Genomic DNA, 12,796 nt, shown 5'->3' with positions numbered 1-12,796 from the left:
TCCGCCGACGCTGTACGGACCCGGGGCCGCGTGGTGATCCTCACCGCGTGGCCCCGCGTCGTTGACGTGGCGCGAGCCTGCCGATTAACTTCATTCAACGGATTGTTGATTCCACAGAGCGGAAAATTGGAGGGTGTGGGAATGGGGCAGCAGGAGAAGGTGGCCACGAGTCTCCCGGACGCGGTCGGCGCGGCCGTCGGTGCCTCCCTCGCGTCGGTCGACGCGGAACTGGCCCGCCGCTACCCCGGCGACCCGGGCACCCGCCAGCCCGTCCACACCGTCTACGTACCCGGCGATGCCTTCGCCGCGGATACCATCCGCTCCTGGGGCGGCCAGGCGCTCGCCGCCCTCGACGAACACGCCCCGGACGCTGCCTCGTTGGCGCGGGTGCTCGGTCTCTCCGACGAATTGGCCGGACCGGTGTACGAGCGCGTACGGGACAAGCTGAGCCGCGAGCCCGTCGAAGACCTGCGCATCGACTTCGAGGACGGCTACGGCCCCCGCTCCGGCCACGAGGAGGACGAGGACGCCGCCCGCGCCGCCCGGCTCGTCCACGAGGCGTACGGGAACGGCACCGCCGCCCCGTACATGGGCATCCGGATGAAGTGCCTGGAAGCCGCCGTGCGCGACCGGGCGATCAGGACCCTGGACATCTTCCTGAGCGGACTGATGGAGGCGGGCGGCCTGCCCGAGGGGCTGGTTCTGACGCTCCCCAAGGTCACCTACGCCGAGCAGGTCGCCGCGATGGCGCGGCTGGCCGGGGAGTTCGAGAAGGCGCGCGGCCTGGAGCCGGGCCGGATCGGCTTCGAGATCCAGATCGAGACCAGTCAGTCGATCCTCGCCGCGGACGGCACCGCCACCGTGGCCCGGATGATCGACGCGGCCGACGGCCGGGCCACCGGGCTGCACTACGGCACCTTCGACTACAGCGCCTGCGTCGGGGTCAGCGCCGCGTACCAGTCGAGCGACCACCCGGCCGCCGACCACGCCAAGGCCGTCATGCAGGTCGCCGCCGCCGGCACGGGCGTACGGGTCTGCGACGGCTCCACGAACGTGCTGCCGGTCGGGCCCACCGCGCAGGTGCACGAGGCGTGGAAGCTGCACTACGGCCTCACCCGGCGCGCGCTCGCCCGCGCCTACTACCAGGGCTGGGACATGCACCCGGGCCATTTGCCGACCCGCTACGCCGCCGTATACGCCTTCTACCGCGAGGGTCTGGAGCCGGCCGCCGCCCGGCTGGCCGCCTATGTCGCCAAGGCGGGCGGCGATGTGATGGACGAACCCGCCACCGCCAAGGCGCTCAGCGGCTATCTGCTGCGCGGGCTCGACTGCGGCGCTCTCGACGCCGACGAGGTCACCGGTCTCACCGGTCTGGCCCGCGCCGATCTGGAGAGCTTCGCGATCCCGCGCCGCGCGGACCTGACGGTGACCGCCCTGTAGCCGGGCGGTCGTCGCCGCTCCCGAGCCCGCGGGCCGGACCGCCGACCCGCGGGCCGGTTTGCCGACCTGCGGGCTACCCCTCCGCCGGTGGCGGGATCTCTCCCGAGCCGCGGGCGATCAGCCGCGTCGGCAGCACCACCTGTGACGGCGCGTCGGCCGCCCCGTCGAGCCGGTGAAAGAGCCGCTCCGCCGCCGTACGGCCCAGGGTCGCCGCGTCCTGCGCGATGACCGTGACGCCCGGGTCCAGCAGATCGGCGAGTTCGATGTCGTCGAAACCGACGAGGGCGACCGGCCGGTCGTGCGCGGCCAGTACCCGTACCACCGTCACCGTCACGCGGTTGTTGCCCGTGAAGATCGCGGTGACGGGCTCGGGCCCCGCGAGCATGGCGACGACGGCGTCCTGTACCCGCTTCGGCGCGGTCGTGCCGAGCGAGACCCAGTCGTCGTGTATCGCGAGCCCCGCGTCCGCCATCGCCGTCCGATAGCCGCGCAGCCGTTCGCTCGCCGTGTGGATCCGGGGCTGGTCGCCGATGAAGCCGATCCTGCGATGACCGTGCGCGATCAGATGGGCGACCCCGGAGCGGGCGCCGCCGAAGCTGTCGGAGAGCACGGCGTCCGCGTCGATCCGGCCGGCCGGCCGGTCCACGAAGACCGTCGCCACCCCGGCCTTGATCTCCGGCTCCAGATAGCGGTGGTCGTGCCCGGCGGGGATCACGATCAGCCCGTCGACCCGGCGCGCGCAGAGGGCGAGCACCAATTCCTGCTCGCGGTCCGGGTCCTCGGCGCTCGATCCGTTGATCAGCAGCGCGCCATGGGCACGGGCGACCTCCTCCACGGCGCGGTTCAGCGGCCCGTAGAAGGGGTCGGCGAGGTCCTCCAGGACCAGGCCGATGCTGGCGGTACGGCCCTTGCGCAGCACCCGCGCCGAGTCGTTGCGGCGGAAGCCCAGCGCGTCGATGGACTCCTGGACCCGGCGCTCGGTGTCAGGTGTGACACCCGGCTCCCCGTTGACCACCCGGGAGACCGTCTTGAGTCCTACTCCGGCACGTGCGGCCACATCCTTCATCGTGGGCCTGTTGCCGTAACGGGGCTCGGGGCGGCGGGTGTTGTCGGCCACAGTGCGCTGTCCTGTCGTCGTTGCGTCAGTGTTTCGGCGTTCATTCGCCGGTCCTTTGCCGTGGGTTTGCCTGCCACGGCCGTGGCGTCGAGCATAGGCCCTGGACAACGTTGTCAGGGGAATGGAGACTGTTCATCGAAGCCGCTGTTCCGTCCGTCCCCGGTATACGCGGGGACACCTCATCGCCGGGAGATCCCACACCGATGCATACCGACCCCGTTGCCTCCCTCGACATCGGCGGCACCAAGATCGCCGGCGCGCTGGTGGACGGCAACGGCAGCATCCTCGTACGGGCACAACGGCCCACACCCGCGCGGGAGGACGGCGAGACGGTCATGCGCGCCGTCGAGGCGGTCCTCGCCGAGGTGTCCGCGTCCCCGCTCTGGGCGTCGGCCACGGCGATCGGTATCGGCAGCGCGGGCCCCGTGGACGCCTCGGCCGGCACGGTCAGCCCGGTCAACGTCGCGGGCTGGCGCGGCTTTCCACTGGTGGAGCGGGTACGGGCGGCTACCGGCGGGCTGCCGGTGACGCTCGTCGGCGACGGCGTCGCCATCACCGCCGCGGAACACTGGCAGGGCGCCGCCCGCGGCTATGACAACGCGCTGTGCATGGTGGTCTCCACGGGGGTCGGTGGTGGCCTTGTCCTGAACGGGAAGCTCCACCCCGGTCCCACCGGCAACGCCGGTCACATCGGCCACATCAGTGTGGACCTGGACGGCGATCTCTGCCCGTGCGGCGCCCGCGGCTGTGTGGAACGTATCGCCAGCGGCCCCAATATCGCCCGCAGGGCGCTGGAGGGCGGCTGGCGGCCGGGACCCGACGGTGACACCTCCGCCGCCGCGGTGGCCGCCGCGGCGCGGGCCGGCGATCCGGTCGCGATCGCCTCCTTCGAGCGGGCCGCCCAGGCGCTGGCCGCCGGGATCGCCGCGACCGCCACACTGGTCGAGATCCGTATCGCGGTCATCGGAGGCGGAGTGGCGAACGCGGGCGAGGTGCTCTTCGCACCGCTGCGCCGCTCGCTCCAGGACTACGCCTCGCTCTCCTTCGTCCAGGGCATCAAGATCGCCCCGGCGCTGACCGGGCGGGACGCGGGCCTCGTCGGCGCGGCGGCTGCCGCGGCGGCGCTCGGCGGACGGGACGGAACGGCAGCCGCGGTCAGCGGCTGAGCGCCGGCCCCTCGCGCCGAGGACTCAGCGAGTCGTCTGGCAGGCCATGCGCTGACTGCCCCGGAACTTCACACACAACTCGGTGTCGGTGCCCGCGTCCTCGGCCGGCCAGCTGTGGGTCAGCGCCTTGCCGGAGCGGGTGGCCGTCGCCGTATCGATGAGCTGTCCGTTCCGGTACAGGGACACCGCGCGGGAGGTGACGTGCCTCGGCGGGTTGGTCCAGATCCCGGTGACCGCGTTCCGGCCGCCCTGCCCCTCCAGCCTGATACAGATCTGCGGTCCCGAGAAGTGATGGGTGCAGGCACTGCTGTCGGCCGCCGCCGGGGTGGCGCTCAGCGACACGGCGAGGCCCGCGAGCGCGAGTGTCAGCGCGGACCGCCGGGCGCGCGGGGGCGGGGAGTTCGGAGGCGGGGCGGGCGCGGTCGTTGGTCCGGTCATGTCCGCTCTCCGGGGCTTACGCGTCACTTGGCGCCGCAGGAGCCCGAGTCGGTCGCCTGTTGCGGTACGACGACGAGGAACACGTCCGAGTCGAGATCCATCACGACCTCGGCCGGTGTGCCCTCGTCCCGCCGCGCCCGCGCGAACTCCTCCGCGGGCCAGCTGCCGCGCGGTCCTCCCGCGGGAAATTTCTCCAGCACCGTCCGGCGCATTGGTTACCCCCTTGCCCTGTGGAGCTTTCAACGAGGTTCCCCGGGGTTGTGTTACGGCCCGGCGGGGACATCGGTCCGTACAGGAGACGCCAGCGGGGCCTCGGGACGACCTCGATCCGGACACAGCTCGGACACGACCCGTCGGCCGGTGCGGGCTCCCCGGTCTGCCCGGGGGTTTCCGGGGCAGGTTGTTGCGGGCAGTCCACTGAGGGCTACGGAAGAGGGGGAACCGTGATCGTCTGGATCAACGGTGCGTTCGGAGCGGGCAAGTCCAGCACCGCACGCGAACTGGTCGACCTGATCCCGAACTGCACCTTGTACGAACCCGACCTGATCGGCGGGACGCTGGCGGAGCTTCTGCCGCAGAAGCGGCTCGCCGAGGTGACCGACTTCCAGGACCTGCCGATCTGGCGGCGTCTGGTGGTCGACACGGCGGCGGCCCTGCTGGCCGAGGTGGGCGGTGCGCTCGTCGTGCCGATGACGCTGCTGCGCCAGGAGTACCGGGACGAGATCTTCGGCGGGCTCGCCTCGCGTCGTATCCCCGTACGGCACGTGCTGCTGACAACAGATGAAACGATCCTGCGTGGACGGATCGCGGCACGTGAGGCCCGTGCGGACGACCCGGCCGGGCATGGGGTGGGCGAGCACGGCCGGCGCGGCGGCGACGCGTACATCGAGCCGTACCGCGCGGCGCTCGGCTGGCTCACCGGCGACGCCCTCGTGATCGACAACACCGGTCTCACGGCGCGCGAGACCGCCGTCTGTCTCGCCGAGGCGGTACGCACCGGCACGGCGGGCGTCTGCGAGATCGTGCAGACGCCCGAGCCGACCGCCGAGACCGTCGCTGCGGGCGTCCTGCTCTTCGACGAGCAGGACCGGGTCCTCCTCGTCGATCCCACCTACAAGCCCGGCTGGGAGTTTCCCGGCGGGGTGGTGGAGGCCGGTGAGGCGCCCGCCCGCGCCGGGATACGTGAGGTCGCCGAGGAGATAGGCATCGAACTCACCGATGTGCCCGGACTGCTGGTCGTCGACTGGGAACCACCGAGGCCGCCGGGGTACGGCGGACTGCGGCTGCTCTTCGACGGCGGTCTGCTCCCCGCCCGCCTCGCCGGACAACTGCTGCTGCCGGGGCCCGAACTGCGGGGCTGGCGCTTCGTCGGCGAGGAGGAGGCCGGGCGGCTGCTGCCGCCCGGCCGTTACGCACGGCTGCGCTGGGCCCTGCGGGCCAGGGAGCGCGGGACCGTACTCAACCTGGAGGACGGGATCCCCGTGGGCTGACGGCGCTCCCACGAGCCTCAGGTCCGCCGCGGGCCCCTGCAAGCCTTCTCAAGCTTGCTTGGACCGCGCGTAGTTGACCAGGAACAGGGCCTCGGAGACCGACAGACGCTCCAGCTCCTCAGGAGAAACGCTCTCGTTCACCGCGTGGATCCGCGCCTCCGGCTCGCTCAGCCCGATCAGCAGGATCTCCGCCCGCGGATACAGCTCGGCCAGGGTGTTGCACAGCGGAATGGAGCCGCCCATTCCCGCTGCCTGCATCTCCTGGCCGGGATACGCCACACGCATCGCGTCGGCCATCGCGGTGTACGCGGGGCTGGAGGTGTCCGCGCGGAACGGCTGGCCCTGGCCGACCTGTTCCACCGCGACCCGCGCACCCCACGGCGTGTGCTTCTCGATGTGCGAGATGAGCAGTTCGGTCGCCTCGGCGGCGTCCTGGCCCGGCGGCACCCGCAGACTGACCGTCGCCCGCGCGCTCGCCTGGATCGACGGGGTGGCGCCCACCACGGGCGGGCAGTCGATGCCCAGTACGGTGACGGCCGGGCGGGCCCAGATCCGGTCGGCGACCGTACCCTCGCCGATCAGCCCGACACCGTCGAGCACCTTGGCGTCCTTGCGGAAGTCGGCCTCGCCGTAGGGCAGTCCGTCCCAGACGGCGTCCGAGGCCAGCCCGTCCACGGTGGTGGAGCCGTCCTCGGCGCGCAGCGAGTCGAGCACCTTGATGAGGGCGGCGAGCGCGTCGGGCGCCGCTCCGCCGAACTGGCCGGAGTGCAGGTTGCCTTCGAGCGTGTCGACCGAGACCCGGACCATCGTCATGCCGCGCAGCGTGGCCGTGACCGTCGGCAGGCCCAGCTTGAAGTTGCCGGTGTCGCCGACGACGACGGCGTCCGCGGCCAGCAACTCCGGGTGGGCTTCCGCGTACCGTTCGAGACCGCCGGTGCCCTGCTCCTCCGAACCCTCCACGATCACCTTGACGTTCACCGGCACCCCGCCGTTCGCCTTGAGGGCGCGCAGGGCGAGCAGATGCATCAGGAAGCCGCCCTTGCAGTCGGCCGCCCCGCGTCCGTACCAGCGGCCGTCGCGCTCGGTCAGCTCGAAGGGCGGCGTCACCCAGGCGTCCTCGTCCAGCGGCGGCTGCACGTCGTAGTGGGCGTACAGCAGCACCGTGGGCGCGCCCGCGGGACCCGTCAGCAGGCCGTAGACGGACTGCGTGCCGTCCGGGGTGTCGAGCAGCGCGACATCCTGGAACCCCTCGGCGCGCAACGCGTCGGCGACCCAGCCGGCGGCGGCCTCGCACTCGCTCCTGGGGAACACCGCGGGATCCGCGACCGACCGGAAGGACACCAGCTCCGCGAGCTCCGTACGGGCACGGGGCATCAGCGACGCTACGGTCTCGGCGATCGGATTCGCGGTCATGGGCACGCTCCTGGTGGGTACGACGTTGTCTGAGTCGGATGTACGTCGAAGTCACTGCCGATCCTCCCACAGCGGGTTCACCGAGCCAGCGCCGTAGGATGCCGTTCGACAGCAGGGGCCACCGGTCGGATCAGGAGCAGAAGCACATCGTGAGCAGCGAGAACGCAGACGCCGGAAGCGAGCACGACGAGCCGGTGTGGGATGTCGTCGTGGTCGGCGCAGGGCCGGCGGGAGCCTCCGCGGCATACGCGGCGGCGGTCGCGGGCCGTCAGGTGCTGCTGGTGGAGAAAGCCGAGTTGCCCCGCTACAAAACCTGCGGGGGCGGGATCATCGGGCCCTCGCGCGACTCACTGCCCCCGGGCTTCGAGTTGCCGTTCCAGGACCGGGTGCACGCGGTGACCTTCTCCCTGAACGGCAAGCTCGCCCGTACCCGCCGCTCCAAGCGCATGCTCTTCGGGCTCATCAACCGCCCGGAGTTCGACGCCAGTCTGGTGGAACACGCGCAGAAGGCCGGCGCGGTGCTCCGTACCGGCGTGACCGTCTCGCGCGTCGAGCAGCACGGCCCGGCCGTGCCCGACCGCCGTACGGTCGCCGTCGTCCTCGCTGACGGCGAGACGGTGTTGGCGCGGGCCGTGGTCGGCGCGGACGGCAGTGCCAGCCGGATAGGCGCCCATGTCGGCGTGAAGCTGGACCAGGTGGACCTGGGGCTTGAGGCCGAGATTCCGGTACCGCCGACGGTCGCCGAGGACTGGGCGGGTCGGGTGCTCATCGACTGGGGCCCGCTGCCCGGGAGTTACGGGTGGGTGTTCCCGAAGGGCGACACACTCACCGTCGGGGTGATCTCGGCCCGCGGCGAGGGCGCCGCCACCAAGCGCTATCTGGAGGACTTCATCGCACGGCTCGGGCTCGCCGGGTTCGAACCGTCCGTCTCGTCCGGGCATCTGACCCGGTGCCGCAGCGAGGACTCACCGCTGTCGCGCGGCCGGGTGCTGGTGTGCGGCGACGCGGCGGGGCTGCTCGAACCGTGGACCAGGGAAGGAATTTCCTTCGCCCTGCGCTCCGGGCGGCTCGCGGGGGAGTGGGCGGTACGGATCTCGGAGTCGCACGACGCCGTGGACGCCCGGCGGCAGGCGCTGAATTACGCGTTCGCCATCAAGGCCGGGCTCGGCGTGGAGATGGGTGTCGGCCGGCGGATGCTGGCCATCTTCGAGCGCAGGCCGGGACTGCTGCATGCGGCGATCACGGGGCTGCGCCCCGCGTGGAACATGTTCGCGGACATCACCCGCGGCTCCACCACGCTGGCCGGTGTCGTACGGACCCATCCGCTGGCCCGCCGCGCGCTGGATCTGCTGGACCGCAGGCAGCCGGGCGAGACCGGGACGCCGGACAGCGGGACCCCGGAGCCGGGTGCGGCGGGAGTGACGGCCGCGCCGGAGGCGGGCGCCCGGGAGTGAGCGACGGGCCCTGAGCGGGCATCCGCCCTGGTCCGGAGTCCGTTGCTGATCAGGAATCCGTCCTGATCAGAAAGACCGGGTGGTCGGGGGCCGCCGCGATGATCTCCTCGTCGGAGGACTTCGCGGTGACCCCCTGGAAGTACTGGTTGACCTCCCAGCCCCAGCGCTCCAGATAGGCGCGCAGGATCGGGAGCTTCTCGCTGTCGGGGATCTCCGTCGCGGTGAACGCCCGGATCTTGCGGCCGACACGCAGCTCACCGGCGCCCGCGACGCGCATATTGCGTACCCACTGCGAGTGGCCGCGGGCGGAGACCAGGTACTGACTGCCCTGGTACGTGTGCGGGTTGACGGGGATGCGCTGCATCCGGCCGCTCTTCCGGCCGGGTACGGACAGCTCGGCGGAGCCGAGGAGGCTCACGCCGTGCCGGGCGAGCCGGCCGATGACGCTGTTCATCCGGACGGTGAACGGGCTGGCCTTGAGGTAGTGCGGCTTCGACACGTTCGGCTGCGACACGGGAATCTCCTGAGCGTGAGACGAGGGCGGGGAACAGCGTCGCGAGAGCACTGCTCTCGCTTGAGAGCAGTGTGCATCGAGTGGGTGCTCCAAAGCAAGAGCAGTGCTCTCTCTTCTGGGCGGTGCTCCGAAAGTAGTACACTGCCCCGAATGACGACCATCCGGGGAGCCAGGGAACGGGCCCGCACCGAAGTCACGGCGGCCATCAAGGACGAGGCGCGCGGACAGCTCGCGGCCGAGGGGGCGGCGAAGCTCTCACTGCGCGCCGTCGCCCGCGAACTGGGCATGGTCTCGTCCGCCCTCTACCGCTACTTCCCCAGCCGCGACGAGCTGCTGACCGCGCTGATCATCGACGCCTATGACGCGGTCGGCTCGGCCGCCGAACGGGCGCTCGCCACCGCCGACCCCGCCGATCCCCCCGCGCGCTGGACCGCCGTCTGTGTGGCGGTACGTGCCTGGGCCCTGACCCACCCCCATGAGTACGCGCTGATCTACGGGTCTCCCGTGCCCGGCTATCAGGCGCCCCAGCTGACGATCGAGCCCGCGTCCCGGGTCGGGCTGGCGCTGATCTCCATCGCCGCCGACGCCCATCGCGCCGACGGCATCGCGCTTCCGCCGCTCGCCGAAGAGCTGCGCCCGGAGGCCCAGCGGCTCGCGGCCCAACTCGCGCCCGGCCTTCCGCCGGAGGTGATGGCCGCGCTCATCGCGGCCTGGGCCCAGCTCTTCGGGCTGGTCTCCTTCGAGGTCTTCGGCCAGTTCAACAATCTGGTCGAGGCGCGCGACGAACTGTTCACCCACGCCGCGCGGCGCCTCGCGCACGAGGTCGGGCTGATGGACCGCCACCGTACGCCCTGACGCCCGTACGCCCCGACGCCCTGACGGGTCGGTTCGCCGAGGCGTCCCGTACTCCCCAGGGAGTACGTGTGATCACCTCGCCCGGCCGACGCCCGGAACCCGCCCGCCCGTCTAGCGTGACCGGTATGGAAGAGCAGCGCAGCCGCCGGGGCCGGTGGCGGGAAGGGCGCCGGGCCCGTGGCTGGGGCGGCGGCTGGGGCGGTGGCCCCCATTGCCGGCCCGGTGGGCCTCCCTGGGCGCGCGGCGGCGACCGCTGGTCATACGGCGGTCCACCGTGGGGACAGGACGGCCCGCCGTTCCGGCTGCCCGGGGCCCGTCGCCGCGGCCGGCTGCCCTGGCCGTCCACCCTGTGCCTGACCGTTTTCGTCCTGGTGGGGACCGCCTTCGCCGCGGCCAACCAGCCCGATCGCCAGCCCCTGGACGTCTACGCGTGGCTGCTGCTGCTCGCCGGTTCCGCGCTGCTGCTGTTCCGCAGGAAGCACCCCGTCATCGTCGTCTTCGGCGTCTCGGCGACCGTGCTCGGCTACTTCGCCGCCGGCTATCCGTACGGACCCGTCTTCATCCCCGTCGCGGCCGCCTGCTTCGCCGCGATCGTCGCGGGCCACCGGCAGGCGGCCTGGTGGGCGGTCGGCACGCTCTGGGTCGGCCATCTGCTGATCGCGCACTGGCTCTACCGCTGGCTGCCCCCGGCGCACGACCGGCCCGCGCCCTGGGGACAGGAACTGGTCATCGCGGCCTTCGTGGTGGCCCTCTGCGCGGCGGCCGAACTGGCCCGGCTAAGGCGTGAGCAGTGGGCCAGGGAGGGCGCCGAACGCGCGGCGGCCAAGAAGCGGCGGGAGAACGAGGAGCGGCTGCGGATCGCCCGTGAGCTGCACGACGTACTCGCCCACTCCATCTCGGTCATCAACGTCCAGGCGGGTGTGGGGCTCGCCCTGCTCGACTCCGACCCCGAGCAGGCCCGCACCGCCCTCACCACCATCAAGGCGGCGAGCAAGGAAGCCCTCGGCGAGGTACGGCAGGTCCTCGACACCCTCAGAACGCCCGGTGACGCCCCACGCGCCCCCGCCCCGGGCCTCGACCGGCTGCCCGAGCTGGTCGAACAGGCCGCGAGCGCCGGACTGACCGTTGACATCCGGCGGGACGGGGAGCGGATGGCGCTGCCTCCGGGCACGGATCTGGCCGCCTTCAGGATCATCCAGGAGGCGCTGACCAATGTGGTCCGCCACTCCGGGTCCCGTACGGCGGAGATCGGCCTCGGCTACGCGCCGGAGTCGCTGGAGCTGCGCATCGACGACGCGGGTCCGGCCACCGGCGGGGACGCGGGGGGCGGCGGCAATGGTCTCGTCGGCATGCGGGAGCGGGCCGCCGCGCTCGGTGGCACGATCGAGGCCGGCCCGCGTCCGGACGGCGGTTTCCGCGTACGGGCCACCCTCCCGCTGCACCCCGAGAACTGAACACCCGGGTCCGGAAACGGCCCGGACACCCAGGGCCTGAGCAGGGCCTGAACGCTCAAGGAGACACCGTGATCCGTGTACTGCTCGCCGACGACCAGTCGCTCGTACGCGCCGGCTTCCGCGCGCTGCTCGCCGCCCAGCCGGACATCGAGGTCGCGGGCGAGGCGGCGGACGGCGAGGAGGCGCTGCGCAGAGTGCGTGAACTGAGCCCCGATGTGGTGCTGATGGACATCCGGATGCCGCTTCTCGACGGGCTCGCCGCGACCCGCCGGATCACCGAGGACGGCCGGCTCGACCAGGTGAAGGTGGTCATGCTCACCACCTTCGAACTCGACGAGTACGTCTTCGAGGCGATCCGCTCCGGCGCCTCCGGGTTTCTCGTCAAGGACACCGAACCGGAGGAACTGCTGCGCGCGGTGCGGGCGGTGGTGGAGGGGGACGCGCTGCTGTCCCCCGGCGTCACGCGCCGGCTCATCGCGGAGTTCGCGTCGCGTTCCAAGGCGCCGACGGGCATCGCGGAACTGGCGGCGCTCACCGAGCGGGAGCGGGAGGTGATGGCCCTGGTCGGGATCGGGCTCTCCAACGAGGAGATCGCCCGCCGGCTGGTCGTCAGCCCGCTCACCGCCAAGACGCATGTCAGCAGGACGATGGTGAAGCTGGGCGCCCGCGACCGGGCCCAACTGGTCGTCCTCGCCTATGAGTCGGGGCTGGTACGGCCGGGCTGGCTCGGCTGATCGGCCGGATTCTCCGGCTGCTGTCCCGGGAGTTGACCGGTCGGGCCCCGTCCGGGCCGCGGGAAGTGCCACAGGACCTGGACCACCCGCGCCACGAAGGCGAGACACGCGGCGACGGCGGCGATGCGCCGCAGCGCGTCCGGCAGGTCGAAGTACCACGCCGGTCCCGCGATGACGCCGTACACCAGTGCCGCCGCGAACGCGCCCGTCAGCACGGCGTAGCCGATCTCGACCGTGTTGGCGTCCCGTTCGGCGTTACTGCGCGTGGTCCCCACGATCCGTCTCCCCATGGCCCGAGTCTGGCCTCGCCCGGGGGCCGGGGCAAGACGCCACTCCCTGGCCGGCCGGGGTCAGGCGCGGTGCGGGTGGGCCGAACCCCGCGTGTTACGCAGCAGCCGTACGAACGCCCCGAGGGCCGCCGCCTGGATCAGCACCGAGAGCACCAGCGCGGGATAGAGGAATCCGGCGGACTCCGCGACCGCGTCGCCCAGCAGCCCGCCGCCGACGAAGAACGCGAAGATGGCCGGCGCCGCGAGGAAGAACAGCCACACACCGGCGAACGAGGCGTCCTGGTGGTGTACGAAGAGGGTGTCGACCGCGACGAACACCGTCGCCGCGGCGACCAGGCCGAGATAGACCTGCGACGCGCGGTTGCCGAAGGTCAGCCGCGCGAGTCCGGTCAGCCGTCCTGAGTTCATTGCTCTCTCCCCTGAAGTGGTTG

General features: G+C 72.1%; 14 protein-coding genes. 7 read left to right on the top strand and 7 right to left on the bottom strand.

The window, feature by feature from the left end; all coding sequences use genetic code 11:
* The first annotated feature begins 141 nt into the window (after positions 1-141).
* Complete coding sequence (locus IF11_RS0102140; RefSeq protein ID WP_030349638.1) at positions 142-1,440, top strand: DUF6986 family protein; 1,299 nt, start codon at positions 142-144, stop codon at positions 1,438-1,440.
* 73 nt (positions 1,441-1,513) lie between these two features.
* On the opposite strand, the gene IF11_RS0102135 is transcribed toward IF11_RS0102140, so the two are convergent.
* Entirely contained in the window at positions 1,514-2,506 is a 993-nt protein-coding gene (locus IF11_RS0102135) for a LacI family DNA-binding transcriptional regulator (RefSeq protein WP_407706585.1), read from the bottom strand.
* Between the two features lie 254 nt (positions 2,507-2,760).
* On the opposite strand from IF11_RS0102135, the gene IF11_RS0102130 reads away from it, so the two are divergent.
* Positions 2,761-3,723, top strand: a complete 963-nt coding sequence (locus IF11_RS0102130; protein WP_030349636.1) for an ROK family protein — start codon at positions 2,761-2,763, stop codon at positions 3,721-3,723.
* Between the two features lie 24 nt (positions 3,724-3,747).
* Here the strand turns inward: IF11_RS0102130 and IF11_RS0102125 are convergent, their stop codons facing one another.
* Positions 3,748-4,161 carry a hypothetical protein gene (locus IF11_RS0102125; protein ID WP_030349635.1) on the bottom strand — a complete coding sequence of 138 codons (414 nt, stop codon included), beginning with the start codon at positions 4,159-4,161 and terminating at the stop codon, positions 3,748-3,750.
* A 23-nt stretch (positions 4,162-4,184) separates the two neighbouring features.
* A complete protein-coding gene (locus IF11_RS0102120; RefSeq protein ID WP_030349634.1) occupies positions 4,185-4,373 on the bottom strand; it encodes a hypothetical protein in 189 nt (62 codons plus the stop codon).
* Between the two features lie 231 nt (positions 4,374-4,604).
* Between IF11_RS0102120 and IF11_RS0102115 the strand changes: the two genes are divergently transcribed.
* The gene (locus IF11_RS0102115) at positions 4,605-5,651 is read left to right on the top strand and encodes an NUDIX hydrolase (RefSeq protein WP_030349633.1); all 1,047 of its coding nucleotides are present in this window, start codon (positions 4,605-4,607) and stop codon (positions 5,649-5,651) included.
* Between the two features lie 48 nt (positions 5,652-5,699).
* Here IF11_RS0102115 and IF11_RS0102110 read toward each other — a convergent pair whose 3' ends face one another.
* Entirely contained in the window at positions 5,700-7,064 is a 1,365-nt protein-coding gene (locus tag IF11_RS0102110; RefSeq protein ID WP_030349632.1) for a dipeptidase, read from the bottom strand.
* Positions 7,065-7,213: 149 nt separating this feature from the next.
* Between IF11_RS0102110 and IF11_RS0102105 the strand changes: the two genes are divergently transcribed.
* Complete coding sequence (locus tag IF11_RS0102105; protein WP_326613231.1) at positions 7,214-8,518, top strand: geranylgeranyl reductase family protein; 1,305 nt, start codon at positions 7,214-7,216, stop codon at positions 8,516-8,518.
* Positions 8,519-8,567: 49 nt separating this feature from the next.
* Here IF11_RS0102105 and IF11_RS0102100 read toward each other — a convergent pair whose 3' ends face one another.
* Positions 8,568-9,017: a nitroreductase/quinone reductase family protein gene (locus IF11_RS0102100; RefSeq protein ID WP_030349630.1), complete on the bottom strand. Its 450-nt coding sequence runs from the start codon at positions 9,015-9,017 to the stop codon at positions 8,568-8,570.
* A gap of 165 nt (positions 9,018-9,182) precedes the next feature.
* On the opposite strand from IF11_RS0102100, the gene IF11_RS0102095 reads away from it, so the two are divergent.
* From IF11_RS0102095 to IF11_RS0102085, 3 genes are all read left to right on the top strand, one after another.
* Complete coding sequence (locus IF11_RS0102095) at positions 9,183-9,887, top strand: TetR/AcrR family transcriptional regulator (protein ID WP_030349629.1); 705 nt, start codon at positions 9,183-9,185, stop codon at positions 9,885-9,887.
* A 125-nt stretch (positions 9,888-10,012) separates the two neighbouring features.
* Positions 10,013-11,341: a sensor histidine kinase gene (locus IF11_RS0102090; RefSeq protein ID WP_078490329.1), complete on the top strand. Its 1,329-nt coding sequence runs from the start codon at positions 10,013-10,015 to the stop codon at positions 11,339-11,341.
* Positions 11,342-11,409: 68 nt separating this feature from the next.
* Entirely contained in the window at positions 11,410-12,075 is a 666-nt protein-coding gene (locus IF11_RS0102085) for a response regulator transcription factor (RefSeq protein WP_030349627.1), read from the top strand.
* Here IF11_RS0102085 and IF11_RS0102080 read toward each other — a convergent pair.
* Complete coding sequence (locus tag IF11_RS0102080; protein WP_240627868.1) at positions 12,036-12,350, bottom strand: DUF6332 family protein; 315 nt, start codon at positions 12,348-12,350, stop codon at positions 12,036-12,038. The genes IF11_RS0102085 and IF11_RS0102080 overlap by 40 nt on opposite strands.
* Before the next feature lie 75 nt (positions 12,351-12,425).
* Complete coding sequence (locus IF11_RS0102075; protein ID WP_030349625.1) at positions 12,426-12,773, bottom strand: SCO4225 family membrane protein; 348 nt, start codon at positions 12,771-12,773, stop codon at positions 12,426-12,428.
* Positions 12,774-12,796 lie beyond the last annotated feature (23 nt).

This window comes from Streptomyces scopuliridis RB72, assembly GCF_000718095.1.
Lineage (GTDB): Bacteria > Actinomycetota > Actinomycetes > Streptomycetales > Streptomycetaceae > Streptomyces > Streptomyces scopuliridis.
Note: the sequence above shows the minus strand (reverse complement) of the source record. Positions and strands in the feature narration are given on the sequence as shown.